This is a genomic window from Xanthobacter sp. SG618, assembly GCF_012932745.1.
Taxonomy (GTDB): domain Bacteria; phylum Pseudomonadota; class Alphaproteobacteria; order Rhizobiales; family Xanthobacteraceae; genus Xanthobacter; species Xanthobacter flavus.
On record NZ_JABBHL010000008.1, the window covers coordinates 23,346 to 41,508 of the forward strand.

General features: G+C 64.3%; 15 protein-coding genes. 7 read left to right on the forward strand and 8 right to left on the reverse strand.

Annotated features, from left to right (window positions below):
• Positions 1-35: 35 nt before the first annotated feature.
• The 3 genes from FHT36_RS19525 to FHT36_RS19535 form a co-directional block, all read right to left on the reverse strand.
• On the reverse strand, positions 36-992 hold the full coding sequence (locus tag FHT36_RS19525) for a GDP-L-fucose synthase (protein ID WP_169124159.1): 957 nt from the start codon (positions 990-992) through the stop codon (positions 36-38).
• Position 993: 1 nt separating this feature from the next.
• On the reverse strand, positions 994-2,076 hold the full coding sequence (gene gmd / locus FHT36_RS19530) for a GDP-mannose 4,6-dehydratase (protein WP_210257880.1): 1,083 nt from the start codon (positions 2,074-2,076) through the stop codon (positions 994-996).
• A 361-nt stretch (positions 2,077-2,437) separates the two neighbouring features.
• Complete coding sequence (locus FHT36_RS19535) at positions 2,438-2,803, reverse strand: transcription termination/antitermination NusG family protein (protein ID WP_169124160.1); 366 nt, start codon at positions 2,801-2,803, stop codon at positions 2,438-2,440.
• A gap of 1,127 nt (positions 2,804-3,930) precedes the next feature.
• On the opposite strand from FHT36_RS19535, the gene FHT36_RS19540 reads away from it, so the two are divergent.
• A complete protein-coding gene (locus tag FHT36_RS19540; protein ID WP_169124161.1) occupies positions 3,931-5,250 on the forward strand; it encodes a UDP-glucose/GDP-mannose dehydrogenase family protein in 1,320 nt (439 codons plus the stop codon).
• 85 nt (positions 5,251-5,335) lie between these two features.
• Positions 5,336-6,790, forward strand: a complete 1,455-nt coding sequence (locus tag FHT36_RS19545; RefSeq protein ID WP_169124162.1) for a mannose-1-phosphate guanylyltransferase/mannose-6-phosphate isomerase — start codon at positions 5,336-5,338, stop codon at positions 6,788-6,790.
• Positions 6,791-6,823: 33 nt separating this feature from the next.
• Here the strand turns inward: FHT36_RS19545 and FHT36_RS19550 are convergent, their stop codons facing one another.
• Positions 6,824-7,969: an AGE family epimerase/isomerase gene (locus FHT36_RS19550; protein WP_169124163.1), complete on the reverse strand. Its 1,146-nt coding sequence runs from the start codon at positions 7,967-7,969 to the stop codon at positions 6,824-6,826.
• Between the two features lie 235 nt (positions 7,970-8,204).
• On the opposite strand from FHT36_RS19550, the gene rfbC reads away from it, so the two are divergent.
• The 5 genes from rfbC (at position 8,205) to FHT36_RS19575 (ending at position 12,668) form a co-directional block, all read left to right on the forward strand.
• Entirely contained in the window at positions 8,205-8,789 is a 585-nt protein-coding gene (gene rfbC / locus FHT36_RS19555; RefSeq protein ID WP_169124164.1) for a dTDP-4-dehydrorhamnose 3,5-epimerase, read from the forward strand.
• A 4-nt stretch (positions 8,790-8,793) separates the two neighbouring features.
• Complete coding sequence (gene rfbB, locus FHT36_RS19560) at positions 8,794-9,879, forward strand: dTDP-glucose 4,6-dehydratase (RefSeq protein WP_169124165.1); 1,086 nt, start codon at positions 8,794-8,796, stop codon at positions 9,877-9,879.
• A complete protein-coding gene (gene rfbD, locus FHT36_RS19565; RefSeq protein WP_169124166.1) occupies positions 9,876-10,853 on the forward strand; it encodes a dTDP-4-dehydrorhamnose reductase in 978 nt (325 codons plus the stop codon). The genes rfbB and rfbD overlap by 4 nt, the downstream gene beginning before the upstream one ends.
• Positions 10,850-11,722, forward strand: coding sequence for a glucose-1-phosphate thymidylyltransferase RfbA (rfbA, locus tag FHT36_RS19570; RefSeq protein WP_024278750.1), 873 nt, complete (start codon positions 10,850-10,852; stop codon positions 11,720-11,722). Before rfbD ends, rfbA begins: the two co-directional genes overlap by 4 nt.
• A gap of 172 nt (positions 11,723-11,894) precedes the next feature.
• On the forward strand, positions 11,895-12,668 hold the full coding sequence (locus tag FHT36_RS19575) for a ferredoxin--NADP reductase (RefSeq protein ID WP_169124167.1): 774 nt from the start codon (positions 11,895-11,897) through the stop codon (positions 12,666-12,668).
• Between the two features lie 25 nt (positions 12,669-12,693).
• On the opposite strand, the gene FHT36_RS19580 is transcribed toward FHT36_RS19575, so the two are convergent.
• The 4 genes from FHT36_RS19580 to FHT36_RS19595 form a co-directional block, all read right to left on the reverse strand.
• Entirely contained in the window at positions 12,694-13,458 is a 765-nt protein-coding gene (locus FHT36_RS19580; RefSeq protein ID WP_169124168.1) for an SGNH/GDSL hydrolase family protein, read from the reverse strand.
• A gap of 94 nt (positions 13,459-13,552) precedes the next feature.
• Complete coding sequence (locus FHT36_RS19585) at positions 13,553-15,037, reverse strand: O-antigen ligase family protein (protein ID WP_169124169.1); 1,485 nt, start codon at positions 15,035-15,037, stop codon at positions 13,553-13,555.
• Positions 15,028-15,780 carry a hypothetical protein gene (locus tag FHT36_RS19590; RefSeq protein ID WP_169124170.1) on the reverse strand — a complete coding sequence of 251 codons (753 nt, stop codon included), beginning with the start codon at positions 15,778-15,780 and terminating at the stop codon, positions 15,028-15,030. The genes FHT36_RS19585 and FHT36_RS19590 overlap by 10 nt, the downstream gene beginning before the upstream one ends.
• A 100-nt stretch (positions 15,781-15,880) precedes the next feature.
• Positions 15,881-18,133: a polysaccharide biosynthesis tyrosine autokinase gene (locus FHT36_RS19595; RefSeq protein WP_169124171.1), complete on the reverse strand. Its 2,253-nt coding sequence runs from the start codon at positions 18,131-18,133 to the stop codon at positions 15,881-15,883.
• Positions 18,134-18,163 lie beyond the last annotated feature (30 nt).

The following is an 18,163-nucleotide window of genomic DNA, read 5'->3' on the forward strand; positions in this document are numbered from 1 at the left end:
AATTCCGTTCTTGACGCGCGCCTGTCGCCGCAGCCTCAGCTCGCGGCCCTGAGCGCGCCCTGGTTCTCCAGGAACCAGCGGTAGCTCGCTGAAATGCCCTCGCGCAGGGGGATGGAGGGCGCCCAGCCGAGCGCACGCAGGCGATCCGCGCTCATCAGCTTGCGCGGCGTGCCATCGGGCTTGGAGAGGTCGTGCACGATCTCGCCGGTAAAGCCCACCACGTCGCAGACCGTGCGGGTCAGCTCCAGGATCGTCACGTCGTCGCCCGAGCCCACGTTGACGTGGGTGTCGTCCGAATAGGCCTTCATCAGAAGCACACAGGCGTCGGCGCAATCGTCCACGTGGAGGAACTCGCGGCGGGGCGTTCCCGTGCCCCACATGACGATTTGCTTGTCGCCGCGCAGCTTCGCCTCATGCGCCTTGCGGATGAGCGCCGGCATCACGTGACTGGAATTGAGGTCGAAATTGTCGCCCGGCCCGTAGAGGTTGGTCGGCATGGCCGAGATGAAGTCACTGCCGTGCTGTCGACGGTAGGCCTGCGCCAGCTTGATGCCGGCGATCTTGGCCACCGCGTACCATTCATTGGTCGGCTCGAGCGGCCCAGTGAGCAGGGAATCCTCGATGATGGGCTGCGGCGCCATCTTGGGGTAGATGCACGACGACCCCAGAAACAGCAGCTTTTCGACACCGAAGCGGTGAGAGGCCTCGATGATGTTCGCCTCGATCATCAGGTTGTCATAGAGAAAATCGGCCGGATAAGTGTCGTTGGCGAGGATGCCGCCGACTTTCGCCGCGGCCAGGAACACCGCGTTCGGCCGGGTCCGTTCCACGAAAGCGCGCACGGCAGCCTGGTCCTTCAGGTCCACTTCGGAGCGGGACGCTGTAATGACCTCGCACGCCTCCCGTCCCAGCCGTCGAACGATGGCCGAGCCCACCATGCCGCGATGGCCGGCGACCCAGACTTTCTTGCCCTCGAGCGCGTAGGACCCCATCTCAGGCTTCCTTCATGACGGTCGAGGTCTGCATAACCTTGAGGTCCTCGGCGACCATCTCGCGGCAGAGCTCACGCACCGAGGTCTCGTGGCTCCAGCCCAACTTCTCGTGGGCCTTCTTGGGATTGCCAATGAGCAGATCCACCTCGGTGGGGCGGAAGTAGCGCGGGTCGACCTCGACGAGGCAGCGGCCCGACAGCTTGTCGTAGCCCTTCTCCTCCACGCCGCTGCCGCGCCACTCCAGCTCGATGCCCACGTCCTCGAATGCCCATTGAACGAATTGGCGCACCTCCGTGGTCTCGCCAGTGGCGAGCACGTAGTCGTCGGCGGTTTCCTGCTGAAGGATCAGCCACATGCCGCGCACATACTCGCGGGCATGGCCCCAGTCGCGCTTGGCGTCGAGATTGCCAAGGTAGAGCTTTTGCTGCTTGCCATGCCGGATCGCGGCGACCGCGCGGGTGATCTTGCGGGTGACGAAGGTCTCACCGCGCAGCGGGCTCTCATGGTTGAACAGGATGCCGTTGGAGGCGTGCATCCCGTAGGCTTCGCGGTAGTTCACCACGATCCAATAGGCATAGAGCTTGGCCGCCGCGTAGGGGCTGCGAGGATAGAACGGCGTGGTCTCGGACTGCGGCACTTCCTGCACCAGCCCGTACAGCTCTGAAGTGGACGCCTGATAGAAGCGCGTCTTCTTCTCAAGGCCCAGGATCCGGATGGCTTCGAGGAGGCGCAGAGCGCCGATCGCATCGGCATTGGCCGTGTATTCCGGCGTCTCGAAGGACACCTGCACGTGGCTCTGCGCCGCAAGGTTGTAGATTTCGTCCGGCTGACACTGCTGCACAACCCGGATCAGGTTGGTTGAGTCGGTCATGTCCCCGTAGTGCAGGACGAACCGCGGATCGGCCTCGTGCGGGTCCTGGTAGATGTGCTCGATGCGCCCGGTGTTGAAGGATGAGGAGCGGCGCTTGATGCCGTGAACGGTGTATCCCTTCGCGAGCAGCAACTCTGCCAGGTAGGCGCCATCTTGACCGGTCACGCCGGTGAGAAGAGCAACCTTGCCGTTGGACGGAACCTTCACGGACATTTATCGCCTCACTTTATGCTAATAGCTCCGCAGCGCCCCGGCCCATTCGGCCCGGCCCCGCCCCCAAGTACCCAGAACTCGCGCAGGATGCACACCACTGCAACTTGGCATTCTACCGCACTGCGGATGAAACGACTGCGTCGCTCCACCCAACTTCACTTTGCACGGCACCCGCTATACGTGCGCACAACACGACCAACTCAACCCGCCGGAGCGAGCATATCTCGGCAAATCTTCAATCGGACGCTACCGTTCATCAATGACAGGAGCAACGCGACGCGCCCCGAGCATCCAGTCTTTCGAGAATGCCCCGCCCCCCCGGCAAACGGCCCGGACGCCAAGCGAACCGGATCGCCCTTCTTCAAGCTGCGGTCGACGACAGTGATGCCGTCGTTGGCCGTGGCGGCCACCATGGCTTCCACCCCCCATGCGGAACCGGCTTCGGACGCTCGCGCGCCATCACTGTACCGGACAAACCCAAAGTGCTGTTGATGGATCGCCAGCGGCCACGATCAGGATCGAAGCGCGCGAAACCATAGCGAGGAAACATGAAGGCACGGATGGTTTCGATCCGAAGGGCGCGCCGCCACGCTTGCCACATCCGGGGGAAGAACACCTCGAAACCCTGGCGATCGAGCTGCCCCTGCGCCACCGCCTCCATGCGCGGGAGCGCGTAGATCACATGCCAGCGCGGCCCGGCGGACATGAGGAAGGAGGGAAGCGTCATTGCCGTGAATCTATCCCGCCACGCGCTTGACCAATTCGCTAAGCGAGCAATCCCCCAATGCCGGACGAAGCGACACCTCCCAGCACGAGAGAGCCGAAATCCAGCCTCGAAACGCCCACCCCCGACGCTTTGACGACATACGCCCAACCCGACCCACCAACGCACCAAGCAGGCCCATCAAGCGCCCGCACGCTGCGCATACGAGCAACGCCGACAAGACGACGAACTACGTAGATTGCCTTAGCCGATGCGCATTTATTTTGCAATGCAGAAAATTAGGCAGGGATGAAAGAATCAATAAATTCAATGAATTGATGCAGCCACACCAAGACGCATCCTCGACCCGACGCGCGTTCATTGCGCACCGCACTCTTGTGGTGCCCCACACCGCCGAAAGCCTTCCAAACCCGACAGAAGGCCGGGAGAGAGCCCACGCCGAGGAAGGCAAACTCGGCAGATCGTGTCGGCACGACACGCCCAGCGCCAGAAACTCGCACAGCGCACCACCAGCCACCCATACGCACCTGGCGAAGAATTGAGTCGATCCAAATTTCGCAAAATGCAAAAAACAATGAAATTGAGGCTAATGGAAAAGTAGAAATCCGACATGCGACAGATTGACAGACAGCACCGCTGACACAGGAATGCAGGCCAAGGCACCAATATTTCGGCACCCTCTCTTATCCAGTCCTCGGCAGAGGCGGAGCCACCCTCAATTTAACACCCATCCGCGAGCGTCCGGAACGTCGATTTTGCATTTGCGAACATCCGCGATCCATACTTCGGCCCCCGACACACTTCGTCCACACCCCCTAAAGCCGCCGCGCGAAGCCCGAGTGGCCGAACCCGTTCGGATCCATGGAACCTTTTGTCGCACAACCATAAATTCTCAACAATCGCGCACATTTGCAAACCGACGAGCGCTGAAACATCGCCGCCTTCCGACAGGTAGGGTGAGCGGAATGATCGCGCGTTTGGTTGCGCCGCAGCATGGCCTCGCGCTACAATATTGCGCATAACTTATTCATTGCAGTGTACTGCAAAACGTCATTGAGAATCCGTATCGGTACACGTAATTAGCGGCCAGCTGACCTCGTCTGGTCGCGCAGCTTGAGGAAGTGGGGATCATGCGGGTTGCGATGATTGGCGCGGGCTACGTGGGATTGGTGTCTGGAGCCTGCTTCGCGGACTTTGGCCACATCGTCACCTGCGTGGACACGCATGCCGGCAAGATCGAAGCCCTCAAGCAGGGGGAGATTCCGATCTATGAACCTGGCCTTGCCGAGCTCGTCGCGAGCAATGTGAAGGCCGAGCGTCTGTACTTCACGACCAGCCTCGCGGAGGGGGTGAAGGACGCCGACGCCGTGTTCATCGCGGTGGGTACGCCCTCGCGCCGCGGCGACGGCCACGCCGACCTGTCCTACGTGTACCAAGCCGCGCGTGACATCGCCGCCGCCATCAGCCGCTATACGGTCGTGGTGACCAAATCCACGGTGCCTGTGGGCACGGGCGACGAGGTGGAGCGCATCATCCGCGAGACGCGCCCGGAGGCGGAATTCGCCGTCGTTTCCAACCCCGAGTTCCTCCGCGAAGGCGCAGCCATCACCGATTTCAAGCGCCCCGATCGCATTGTGTTGGGCACCGAGGACGAGCGCGCCCGCCATGTGATGACCGAGCTCTACCGTCCGCTCTTCCTCAACCAGTCGCCACTGCTCTTCACCTCGCGCCGCACCGCCGAGCTGACCAAGTACGCGGCCAATGCCTTCCTCGCCACCAAGATCACCTTCATCAACGAGATCGCCGATTTGTGCGAGCAGGTGGGTGGCAATGTGCAGGACGTGGCCCGCGGCATCGGCCTCGACAACCGCATCGGCTCGAAGTTCCTGCATGCCGGCCCGGGCTACGGCGGCTCCTGCTTCCCGAAGGACACCCTCGCCCTCATGAAGACGGCGCAGGACTATGGCACCCCCGTCCGCATCGTCGAAACCGTGGTTGCGGTGAACGACCAGCGCAAGCGCGCCATGGCGCGCAAAGTCACCGAGGCACTCGGTGGGTCGGTGCGCGGCAAGACCATCGGCGTACTGGGCCTCACCTTCAAGCCCAACACCGACGACATGCGCGATGCCCCTTCCATCGCCATCATCACCGCCCTCCAGGACGGCGGCGCCATCATCAAGGCGCATGATCCCGAGGGCATCGAGCAGGCCAAGCTCGTCCTCGACAACGTAACCTATGTGGACAATCCCTATCAGGCGGCCGAGGGCGCCGATGCCCTGGTGCTCGTCACGGAGTGGGACGCCTTCCGCGCGCTCGACCTGAAACGGATCCACAGCATGATGGCGCAGCCGGTGGTGATCGACCTGCGCAACATCTATCGCCCGGACGAGATGGAAAGCCTCGGCTTTCGCTATTCCAGCGTTGGCCGGCGCAGCTTCGCCGGCGCCTGAGCCGCATTGCCGCCCGGCCGCACTCCTTGTGCACCGGGCAGCCGCATTGCGGTAGACTGCCTCGTTCCAACGCCAGGCGCCTTCCATGACAAGCCAAACTCAGCCCGAGACCCACCCCGCCGACGGAAAGATCATTCCGGTCGTTCTGGCTGGAGGATCGGGAACGCGTCTGTGGCCGCTTTCGCGCAACAGCCTGCCGAAGCAATTCCTGCCGCTCGCGTCGGAAAAGACGCTGTATCAGGACACGCTGCTGCGGTCGGCGCCAGACGACCTGTTCGGTCCGCCCGTGGTCGTGGCCAATGAGGAGTTTCGCTTCTTCGCGCAGCGTCAGGCCCGTGCAATCGGCATCGACGCCACCGTCATGCTCGAGCCTGCCCGGCGCGACAGCGCCCCTGCCCTTCTCGCGGCGGCCCGCTATGTGGCTGACACCTACGGTCCAGAGACGCTGGTGCTCGCGCTCGCCTCCGACCACGTGGTGCAGGACAAGGTGGCCTTCCGGGAGGCCGTTCTGCTGGGCGCGAAGATCGCACGCCTCGGACGCATTGTGACCTTCGGCATCTCACCCACGGAGCCGCGCACCAGCTACGGCTATATTCGGCTTGGCACCGAGCTTGACCCGCTCGGCGCGTATGAGGTGGATTCCTTCGTCGAGAAGCCGGATCGCGCGACGGCAGAGCTTTATGTCCAGGCTGGCTACCTCTGGAATTCGGGCAATTTCCTCTTTCCCGCCGGCCTCCTCCTGGAAGAAGCCGAAGGCTTTGAGCCGGCCATCTCGGCGGCCGTAAACTCGGCTGTGGCGAACGCCAAGATGGATCTCGTCGGCTTCCTCAGGCTCGATCCGGCGGCCTTCAAATCGTCCCCCGCCAAGTCTATCGACTTCGCTGTGATGGAGCGCACGCGCCTTGCGGCGGTGGTGCGCGGCAGCTTCGGCTGGTCGGACGTGGGCGCGTGGGACGCGCTGCACGAGATCGGCTCACATGACCCGAACGGCAATGTGACGGTCGGGTCGGTCCAGTTGCTGGACACCGCCAATTCCTACGTCCGTTCGGATGGCCCGCTGGTGACCACCATCGGGATCGACGGCCTGTCCGTGATCGCGACCTACGACGCCGTGCTGGTCATGCCGTCCAACCGCAGCCAGGACGTCAAGCATCTCGTCAATCTGCTGAAGACGCACAACCCCCGGGAGGTCGACGAGCACCTCACCGTCCACCGGCCGTGGGGCACGCTGGAGAGCGTGTGCGAAGGCGAGCGCTTCCAGGTGAAGAAGATCGTGGTCGAGCCCGGTGGCGTGCTCTCGCTGCAGAAGCACTACCACCGATCCGAGCATTGGATCGTGGTGCACGGCACGGCCGAGGTCACGCTGGAGGATCGCACCTTCATCGTGCACGAGAACGAATCCACCTACCTGCCCATCGGCACCGTCCACCGCCTCAAGAACCCAGGCAAGATTCCGCTGGAGCTCATCGAGGTCCAGACCGGCTCCTATCTTGGCGATGACGACATCACCCGCTTCGAGGATATCTACCAGCGCGCCTAGGCGCGCTGGTCCCGAAGAGCGGGAAAGGGCAGCCTAGGCGAGGCCGCCGGCCTTCAGCAGAACCACGAAGGCCGAGAGGATGTGGTAGAAGGACGAGGCTGGCGCCGCCTCGTCCAGGAACGAGCCATCGGCCAGCCACTGGTCCCGCCACAGGCCGGCCACGGGCACGTCCAGATACACCTTCAGAACCTCGAACGCCTCGCGCGCATCGGCAACGAAGCTTTCCCGCGCCACGGCGTCAGTCGTCGCAGCTGCAAACACAAGCGCGGTCCGCAGGCGCTCCGTCTGCGCCCACAGCCGGGCGCGTGGATCGGTCGGCGTTCCCGCGGCATCCACGGCGAAGATCGCCGCACGGCGGTCCGGGGCGATGCCGAAGCGGGTACCGAAGGCGTAGAGCCGATCCGCCGCAGCGCGGTGATCGACGCCCAGCAGGTCGCCCGCATGGCGGAACAGATAGGCCCACTCGAACTGGTGCCCCGGCTCGCGCACGGCGCCCGGCGCGCCTTCCGCGAAGTTCCAGTCCCCGTTGTAATATTCGCCGATGGCGCCGGTCTGCGGGTCCAGGAGGCGCGTCGCGCCGAGCTCGACGATCGCACGTGCGACCCCCTCGAAGGGCTCGCTGACGCCCTCCGCGACCCACGCGAGTTGGGCTTCCAGAAGGTGCATGTGTGGATTGGAGCGCAGCGGGAGGACACGGGGCGTCGCCTCCTCGAAGCCTATCACCGGGTGCGTGCGCTGCGCCGTCAGTTCAGCCTGCAGCGAGCGGGCTGCCGCGAGCAGGTCAATGTCTCCGATTCCTGCCCCACGGGCATGGGCGAGGGCGAACAGCACAAAGGCCTGATCGTAGAGGTCCGCCGTCTCGTCCAGGGGCGAACCATCGGGCGCAACGAGGCAGCGATAGAGCCCGTCCGCGCGCCGGTAATGGCTCATGAAGAAGGAGAGGCCGTGCGCGGCGGCTTCCCGCCAGGGTCCCTGCCAGCCCAGCCGACCACCTTCAATGAATGCGTAGGTCTGTCGCGTCTGAACCCTGAGGCGGCGCGGCGCGATCACCGGCTTTCCATCAAGCGCGATCTTTTCGAAGAAGCCGCCCGCCGGGTCCGCCCCCACCTGCCACCAGAGCGGCAGTGCGGCGTCGAACAGCCATTCACGCGCCCAGCGAGCTTCGGCCTCAAGCTTCATCGCGATTCCCCAATATCCGCAGTGGCTGATCTTGACGCCCCGATCCGGACGTCGCCATTTCTGCCCTTATCGCACTGCAGCGACAAATTGTATCTCCTCGTGCCTCTTGGGCGGCGGAACGGAGCCGTGGCCTTGTGTTCTCATGGCCCGGCCCTTGTGCTAGAGCACGCGCCGATGCGGCTTTGTCGCGAGGCGAGCCCGATTCCATCCGGTCCTTGGAAAGGTGGATACGCTTGTGACGGCATTCCTCCCGCTTGCCCTGCCCGACGTCATCCTCGTCCAGCCGCGCCGCTTCGGCGATGCGCGAGGCTATTTCTGCGAGACCTATGTGAAGCCCGTATATGCGGCGAACGGGATCGGCGCGGATTTCGTGCAGGACAACGAGTCCTTGTCGGCGCAGGTCGGCACCATCCGCGGGCTGCACATGCAGGCTCCCCCCTTCGCCCAGGCGAAGCTGGTGCGGGTGCTCTCCGGTGCCATCTACGACGTTGCGGTGGACGTGCGGAAGGGCTCCCCAACCTACGGCCAATGGGCCGGCGCACGCCTCACGGCCGAGGGCGGCGAGCAGCTATACATACCCCAGGGTTTTGCCCACGGCTTTTGCACCCTCGCGCCGGACACGCGCGTCGCCTATAAGGTGGACGCGGTCTATGACCGGGCGAGCGAATGCGGGATCATTTGGGACGATCCGGACCTCGCCATCGACTGGACCCTGGGTGACGGCGAGAAGATCCTCTCGGACAAGGATCGCATCTTGCCTCGCCTCAAGGATTTCGACAGCCCGTTCGCCTATCAGGGGACGGCGGCGAGCGAAAGGTAGCTTCATGCGGGTGTTGGTGACGGGTGGCGCGGGCTTCATCGGTTCGGCAGTGGTGCGGCACCTCGTGGGGCTCGGCCACCACGTTCTGACCTTCGACAAGCTGACCTATGCCGGCAACCTCGCCTCCCTCGCGCCGGTGGCCGAAGATCCGCGCTATGCCTTCGTGCAGGCCGACATCTGCGACGCCGGCGCCGTGCGTGCCGCACTGGAGGGTTTCAAGCCCGACCTCGTGATGCACCTCGCCGCCGAGTCCCACGTGGACCGCTCCATCGACGGGCCGGGTGACTTCATCTCCACCAATGTGGTGGGCACCTACACCATGCTGCAGGAGGCCCTGCGCTACTGGCGGACACTGCCGGGACCGCAGAAGGAGGCCTTCCGCTTCCACCACATCTCTACCGACGAGGTGTTTGGTAGCCTCGGCGCCGAGGGGCTGTTCCGGGAGGACACCCCCTACCAGCCGAACTCGCCCTACTCCGCCTCGAAGGCGGCCTCCGACCATCTGGTCCGCGCCTGGTTCCACACCTATGGCCTGCCGGCGGTGATGTCGAACTGCTCGAACAATTACGGGCCCTACCACTTCCCCGAGAAGCTCATCCCCCTCGTCACGCTAAACGCGCTGGAAGGCGCGGATCTGCCCGTCTACGGCACGGGCGAGAATGTGCGGGACTGGCTGTTCGTGGAGGACCACGCGGAGGCCCTGTTCCTCATCGCCACCAAGGGCCGTCCGGGCGAGAGCTACAATGTGGGCGGCGCCTGCGAGCGGCGGAACATCGACGTGGTGCGCACCATCTGCGCCATTCTCGACGATCTTGTGCCGGACGCCGCCATCGGCAAGCGCGAGGGGCTGATCCGCTTCGTCACCGACCGGCCCGGCCATGATGCACGCTATGCCATCGACTTCTCCAAGCTGAAGGCGGAGCTCGGCTGGTCGCCGCGCGAGACGTTCGAGACGGGGCTGGAGAAGACCATCCGCTGGTATCTCGCCAACCGTCCGTGGTGGGAGCCGCTGCGCCAGCGCTATCAGGGCCAGCGGCTGGGGCTGGACAAGGCGCCGACCACCGGCGCGAAACTGGGGCTCGTATCTTGACGCGCATTCTTCTGTTCGGTGCCGGTGGACAGCTCGGGCGCGAAACGGCTGCGCTGGCCGGTGAGCGGGGCATCGATCTCGTCGCCCTCGGCCATGCCGACCTCGACATTTCCGATCCGGTCGCCGTCGCTCGCGCGCTTGAAGCGGCACGTCCCGATGCGCTCATCAATGCCGCGGCCTACACCGCCGTGGACAAGGCCGAGAGCGAGCCGGACCTCGCCGCCCGCATCAATGCCTTCGCGCCCGGCCTCATCGCCGAGCGTTGCGCCCGCTATCGCACGCCCTTCATCCATGTCTCCACGGACTACGTGTTCGACGGCACCAAGCGGGGCGCCTATGTGGAGGCGGACACGGTGGCGCCGCTCGGCGTCTACGGCCGCACCAAGGCCGCCGGCGAGGCGGCGGTGCGCGCCGCGCACGAGCGCCATGTGATCGTCCGCACCTCATGGGTCTACGGCGCCCACGGCAACAATTTCCTGAAGACCATGCTGCGCCTCGCAGGCGAGCGCGACCAACTCCGGGTCGTCGCCGACCAGCACGGCTGCCCCACCGCCACGCGCGACCTCGCCGAGGCGGTGCTCGCCGCCGCGCTGGCGGCCGCCAAGGGCGATGCCCGCTGGGGCACCTACCATTTCGCCGGACGCGGCGTGACCACCTGGCACGGCTTCGCTAGCGCCATCGTGGCGGCGGCCGAACCCCACACCGGCCGCAAGCCGGAGGTGAGCCCCATCACCACGGCCGATTATCCGACGCCCGCCAGCCGCCCGAAGAATTCGGAACTGGCCAGCGACCTGTTCGAGCGCACCTTCGGCGTGCGTGCCGCCCCGTGGGAGCAGCGCGCCCGCGAGGTGGTGGACGCGCTGCTCGCCAAAGCCTCGCTCGCCACGCCCCCCCAGCCGGAGGCTCAGGAGCCCGAAAAGGCGCCCGCCCCCTCATCCGCAATTCCCGCGCCGCAATCCGAGGAAGCATCGTGAAGGGTATCATTCTAGCCGGCGGCTCCGGCACCCGGCTTCATCCCATCACGCTCGTCGTCTCCAAGCAGTTGCTGCCGGTCTACGACAAGCCGATGATCTATTATCCCCTCTGCACGCTGATGATGGCGGGCATTCGGGACATCCTGATCATCACCACGCCGCACGATGCCGCGCTGTTCCAGGCTTTGCTGAAGGACGGCAGCCAGTTCGGCATCAACCTCACCTATGCGGTGCAGGAGCATCCGCGCGGCCTCGCCGACGCCTTCATCGTCGGCCGCGAGTTCGTGGGCAATGACCGCGTGGCGCTGGTGCTGGGCGACAACCTCTTCTTCGGCCACGGCCTGCCCGAGCTTCTGGCCGACGCGGCGCGGCGGGAGACGGGAGCCACTGTGTTCGGCTATCCGGTCCAGGACCCCGAGCGCTATGGCGTGGCGGAGATGGACGCTTCCGGCAAGGTTCTGTCGCTGGAGGAGAAGCCGAAGGTTCCGAAATCGAACCTCGCGGTGACCGGCCTCTATTTCTACGACAACCGGGTGGTCGATATCGCCGCCAACCTCGCCCCCTCCCCGCGTGGCGAGATCGAGATCACGGATGTCAACAAGGCCTATCTGGAGCTCGGCGAGCTGCGCGTCGCCATGATGGGCCGCGGCTTTGCCTGGCTCGACACGGGCACGCCGGATTCCCTGGTCGAGGCCGCCCAGTTCGTCCAGATCCTGGAAAAGCGGCAGGGCCTGCGCATCTCCTCCCCCGAAGAAGTGGCCTACCGCGCCGGCTTCATCGACCGGGCCGGGCTGGAGGCGCGGGCGCACGACCTCGCCAAGTCGAGCTACGGCCAGTATCTGGCGCGCGTGGCCGCCGGCACCGCCTGACCAACGGACGGGGCCAAGAAACGAGCCCATGGGCCGCGCCGACTGCGGACACCCGCCGCACTTTTGAAGCGCGGCCACATCCTGTAGGGTGGCGGCCGTCTTCCCTTGCTTGAGCTTTGCGGGGTCATCGCCGTTCCGGCGCGCCGCACTTTGTCGAGACCGGACTTTCGAGATGAGCAATTTCAACGAAGAGACCGTCACCAGCGTCCACCACTGGACCGACAACCTCTTCTCCTTCACCTGCACCCGCGATCCCGGTCTGCGCTTCCTCAACGGCCAGTTCACGATGATCGGCCTGCTCGTGGACGGCAAGCCGCTGCTGCGCGCCTATTCCATGGCGAGCGCGAACTACGAGGAAGAGCTGCAGTTCTTCTCCATCAAGGTGCAGAACGGCCCCCTCACCTCCCGCCTCCAGCACCTCAAGGTGGGGGACAAGATCCTCGTCGGCCGCAAGCCCACCGGCACGCTGGTGCAGGACAGCCTGCTGCCCGGCAAGCGCCTCTATCTCCTTTCCACCGGCACGGGCCTCGCGCCCTTCCTGTCGGTGGTGAAGGACCCGGAGGCCTACGACCGGTTCGAGAAGGTCATCCTCATCCACGGCACCCGCACCGTGGCCGAGCTCGCCTATGACGCGTACCTGACCCAAACCCTGCCTGACGACGAGATCCTTGGCGAGGAAGTCAAGGCGAAGCTCGTCTACTACCCGACCGTGACGCGCGAGCCCTTCCGCAACCAGGGCCGCATCACGGACCTCATCACCTCCGGCAAGCTCTTCGCAGACCTCGGCTTGCCGGTGATGTCGCCCGAGGAGGACCGCCTAATGCTCTGCGGCAGCCCGCAGATGCTGAAGGATGTGGTGGACCTTCTGGAATCGCGTGGCTTCGCCGAGGGCAGCCAGTCGGCGCCGGGCCACTACGTCATAGAGAAGGCATTCGTGGAGCGCTGAGGCCACGTCTCAGCCGATCGGACGGTCAATGTGCAGCGCCGGGTCGGAGCGGCCGCAGCATCTCGTCGAGGCGCGCCGCGAGTAGCTCGTGCGCTTCCTTGGAAAGGTGAACCTCGTCGGTGGCGAGATGCCATGGCAGGGTCGTCTTATCGCCGACGAGCAATGCATCGGCATCCAGGATCAGGACGTTGTCTGCCGCCAGCCCGCGAATGTACGCGTTCACCTCGTCGATGAGGGCATAGACCCGGTCGGACCAGAACGGCCGCCGGATCAGCCTCGGTGTCGTCGGGCGGACGATGGTGGACACGATCGCGACCGCGCCGGAGGCCGCGGCTTCCTGCGCGAAGCGTGACACGTTGGCCTTGAGATTGGCCACGGCCGCCCGCTCCATGCCGGGAAGATTGGCGGCGGCCACCGCGTCATTGATGCCCGTGACGATGAGCACCACCCTTGGCCGCAGATCGATGACGTCGTTCTGGAATCGATAGCTCGCCTGGACCGAGCTCTCGCCCGACACGCCCCGGCTCACCACCTGCCATGCCGATGCGGTGTCCCCGCTCACAGTGGTCTGGTGGGCGCGGGAATCGCCGAAGATGACGATGCGATCTTTGCCACTCGACTGCAGCGCCCGGTTCGCTTCGGCGAAGCGTCCCGGATCGATGGGACGCAGACGGAGCTCGGACCGGTCCTGGAAAAATGATCTGGCACCCATGACCGCTGACGTAAGCGAGCCGGCAAGAAGCAGGCAGAGGAGACTCAACACAACAAGAGCCGCTGCCGGCCAATTCATTGCCTTGGGTCCATACCTGCGACGCACTCCCGGATCATCCCTTCCCGACCGGCCGCGCATCAACCGGCGGTCGGCAATCCGGTCAAAGCTCTCGTCACGTAGCGGGGCCCGCTTTGGGCACAGCCTCGGCTGCATCCTGCGCGGACGGCGCCCCAGGACGCCGAAGGACGCGCTTCCTGATCAGCTTTCGCTCCTCGCGCGGCAGGAAAGACCGGCCGAGGCCAAGGCCGACGACGGACAGATAGATGATCAGGAAGCCAGGGATCTGCAATGGAAAGTCGAAACTCGTATGAACGAGCCCGATCATACCGACAAGAAGCCCGGCCAAGATATAGGGATCGCTGGGCCGGCGGATGGCGCCCCGCACCATCAGGAACCCGCAGAGCGCGACAAAGGCGAACACCACCAGTGCGAGCGGAATGCCGCCTTCGAAGGTCAGTTCGAGGGGCGTGCTGTGGCCGATATCGAACACGGCCAGCGTTCCGAGATCCTCAGTGCGGAACTGTGGGAAGCTCTCCGCGAAACTGCCCAGCCCGTAGCCGATGAGGGGCCGATCAGCGATCGCACCGATCATCATCTCGTAGGCGTCGTAGCGTCCGAGAATATCGAAACCGAGCTTCGCCTGTCGCTCGCGCCATGCCCCGCCCGACACGCCGTAGACGAGGGACAACAGGACGAGAATGCCGAACGCGACCTTGAAGATGGAGGCGCGCTTGCGCAGTCGAAGCTTCGAGACGATAGCGCCGATCGCCGCAAGGAGCGTCAGAACGACACCGGCGCGCGAAAGCGTTAGGGGCAAAAGGACCAGCACGAACAGACCAGCAAACGCAGCGATGGTGCGGCGGCGGCCGCCCTCGCCAGTGAACAGGCCCGATAACGGCTTGTTTTCGCGCACGGCGACAAGAGCTGGAGGCAGCAGCAGGGCCAGCACGATGAGCGCGGCCGACCCGAGATAGATCGCCGAGGTATTCTTGTTCAGGAAGAAGGTCGTCAGCGAACCATTCTGGTCGAAGGGGCGCAGACTGTCGGAATCGAAGATGAATCCGATCAGCCCAATGAAGCCGTAGATACAGGCAGCACCGACAATGGAGCGCAACACGATGTCGGCCCGGCGGCGATCGGGGCCAATGATGATGGCGGCCGTCAGCACCAGCGCCGCCAGGAGCGGCCGGCCGAGAAAGAGGAGCGGCGAGTGACGGACCGAACCGGACAGGGGAGGAATTTCCATGCCCAGGATCTTGCCCGTCTCCGACCATATCGCGAGCGGCGCGGGGCCTGGAGAGATCGACTGAAGGAAGGCGACGAGAGCATAGGCCGCCAGAACGATCAGCAGCCCCCCCAGCACCAAAGCCGCCCCACGCGAGACGTCGCGATAGCTGATGAGGAGCACGGAGACCGCTGCGAACGCCGTCCAGACCTGGATCCAAAGCAGCGCGACCGATCCGTCCGGAACGGGAGCCAAGATCACCATGGCCAGGAAAACCCAGAAACCCATACGGTCCGTCAGGCTCCGCGCGCGGCGCCGACGCCCGCGGACCTCCGGCGATCCGTCCGCTTTTGCCTCGTCTGTCACTTCCACGGCCGGCTCCCCAGGGGTTCGACCGCCGGCAGATCGATGTCCTCGCCACCATTGCGGATAACGTCGGCCGCACGCTTCTGGGCCCGCTCAGGCGCCTGGGCCAAGACGTCGCGGATGACGATGCGGGCTTCCGGCTTGGCGGCGAGGTATTGCTCGCCTACGAATTCACCCCATTGCTTCACGGCAAGCCAGTTCACTGACTGCTTCAAGTCGGCCAGTTCAGCCGGATCCAGCTTGGGATACAGCGAAAGCAGGATCTCCATGCGACGGATGAGGGGCCAGCCCTCGTAAGCGCCCGTCTGGAACGACTTTCTCAGGTAAGTCCGCAACAGCGGCGTATCCTCGTGCCGGATATGCTCGATCCAGGCGAGAATGGTCCAGGCCCGGGGCGATCCTGGACTGCACGCCAAGCTGGCCTTTGCCGCCTGCTCTGTCGCCGTCAGCCGTCTGTCCGCGAGGTCGGCATCATCCCCTTGAAACGCCGTTTCTGCGAGGGCGGCGCGGACAACGGCGAGGTCCTGAAGCGCCTGATAATCACAGACCGGATCCGATAGTACCACGGACATATCTGCGTCCATGGCCTCGATCAGCGCTGCATCGTATGGTTCACCGGCCATCATGTGCAACGCTACGGGGCGAAGAAACAACCCTGAATCTATGCGCTTGACACCAGTCGACACGGACAGCCAGAGCGCGGCCCCAACGACCATGACGAGGCCCGCAAGGCGGGCCGCCAGCTTCACAACAGGCTTTCCAGCCGAACTCGGGTAACCCTCTTGGTGGGGACCTCCCGTGTCGGAAACAGCCCCCTGGCCGGCCGCAGCGATCGCGGCCTTGATCGGATCAGGACTCGCGGCCATAGCTCGCATAGTACTTGTGGTAGTAATACTTACTACCATAGTCCTCAAGGCTGCGCAGCGCCTTCAAGTCAGCCTTATTCAACAGGCAGCCCAGCACTTTTTCGTAGACGGTGGGCGCATTCTGCAGCGTATTCGCGACCAGATCCCGGTTCGAAGAGCCCCAGTCGAGAACGTAGACATAACCGTCCACGATATGAGTGGATGCCATGACGTCGACAACGGGCGCGAGCGGCGGGAAATCGATGACGATGTAATCAACTTCCCGCTTCAAGGCGTCTAGCACCGCGGACATCTGCTCCGAGGCCAGAATCTCGTTGGTGTGAACGATGTCGCCGGGCACGACGGCGGGAATGAAGCGCAACCCCGTCATTCGGTCGACGATGCTTACCTCTTCCAGCGTTGCCTTACCGAAAACCAGCTCAAGAAGACCGGCGCTGCGACCGGGCGCCAGTCGGCGCGTCAGGGTCGGATTGCGCAGATCGCCGTCGATGAGGACACAACGCTGTCCGCTATGGGCGATCAGCTGAGCAAAATTCGCCGAAACCGTCGACTTTCCTTCTTTCGGCAGCGTCGAGACGATGCCAATCACCTTCACCGCTCGGCTGTGAATTGACACATCTGCCGCAACCTTGACCGAGCGCAGTGTCTCGGAAAAGCGCGAGAAGGGATCGGAAGTCACCTGGCGCATAATGCCGGTGGAGCTGTCGAAGGCACTTTGGCCCGCAGGAACCGGCGTCGCCACCGACGAGGGCAGCAGCGGCAGTACGCCGAGGCAATCCAGCCCCAGATAGCGCTCCACGTCAGCCGGCAGCCGGAAGGTCCGGTTCATCCTCTCGCGCCACATGCCAACGCCGAATCCCGCCAACAGCCCCACGAAAAGGCCGCCCGCAACGATCAGCGTCGTCCGCGGAGAAGTCGCGCGCAGGGGCGGCGAGGCGTCGGTGATCAGGCGCGCTTCGGTAATCGGAAACGACTGCTGCTGCGTCGCCTGCATGAAGCGCTGCAGGAAGTTGTCGTACAGTGCGCGATAGGACTGCGCATTGCTTTCGAGTTCGCGAAGCTCAACCTGCGCCTGCCCGGTCAGCTTGGCCTGGACCATCAACTGCTCAAGGCTGGACGAAAGGCTAGCCTCGCGGGCCCGGGCGATTTCGTAATCGGACTTGTAGGTTTCGGCGATGCGCGACAGCTCGGTGAAGAGTGAACGTTGGAGCCCCTTGATCTCATTGTTGAGATTAACGACCGCGATATGGTCGGGGCCGTACCGCTTGGACCAGTCCGCCTCGCGCTTCACGGCGTCAAGATACTGGGTGCGCAGGAGGCTGATGACCTGGTTGTTGAGCACATCCGAGACGACCTCATCGCTCGTGCCGGTCACGCCGCCCTGCTTGATGATGCTGTTGACACGTTCGTAACGCGCCTTCGCCTCGGCAACGGCAGTCCGCGCCGTGATCAGCTGGGTATTCAGCTCGGACAGCTGCTGGTCCGAAATCAGGCCGCGCTGCGTGTCGATGATGTTGTTCTTGGCCTTGAAATCCTGCACCGCACGGTCAGCTGCCAGCGCCTGATCTCGCAGTTCGGCGATGCGGTCCTGAAGCCAGACGCTGGCGCGACGAGTCGCCTGATACTTCGCCTCAAGCTGGTCGACGATATAGGCCTCGGCGAGCTGGTTCGCCACGTCGGCCGCCTGAGTGGGATCGGCCGACCTGTAGTCGATATTGATGACGTAGCTCAGGCCAACGCGCTTGACACGCAAACGCTTGCCGAAATCGATGATCTGCGTCCGTTCGAGCTCGTAGTCGCTCTTGGGCGTATTGCTGACGAGGAAGGGCAGCAGGAACCCGGCCACGGAGCTGAATACCGAGTTGCCGTTCTCCTCGATTTCCTTCTTCTTCGCCTCGACGAGCTTCAGCTCCTTGATGACCGCCTTGGCGATGCGCTCCGACTGAAGAATCTGGACTTGGCTGTCGATGCCACTGGAGTCCATCACGCCGGTCAGCTGAGGCATAACCTCCAAGCCGCGGGCCTGCTGCGTATCGATCAGCAACTCGGCGCTTGCCGTGTATTGCGGCGTTGCAACGAAGCAATAGAGAGCAGCAAGACTCGCCAACGCGCCTGCGACGATTGCGATGACCCACTTCTGACGCCGGACCACCTGAAGCAGATTAACCAGATCGAGCGCGCCTTCGGTCTGGATATTCAGAGACTTCCCCGGCCCAGACTTGTCGATACGAAGCATGCCGCTAAAGCCCCGCTAACATCAGATGCA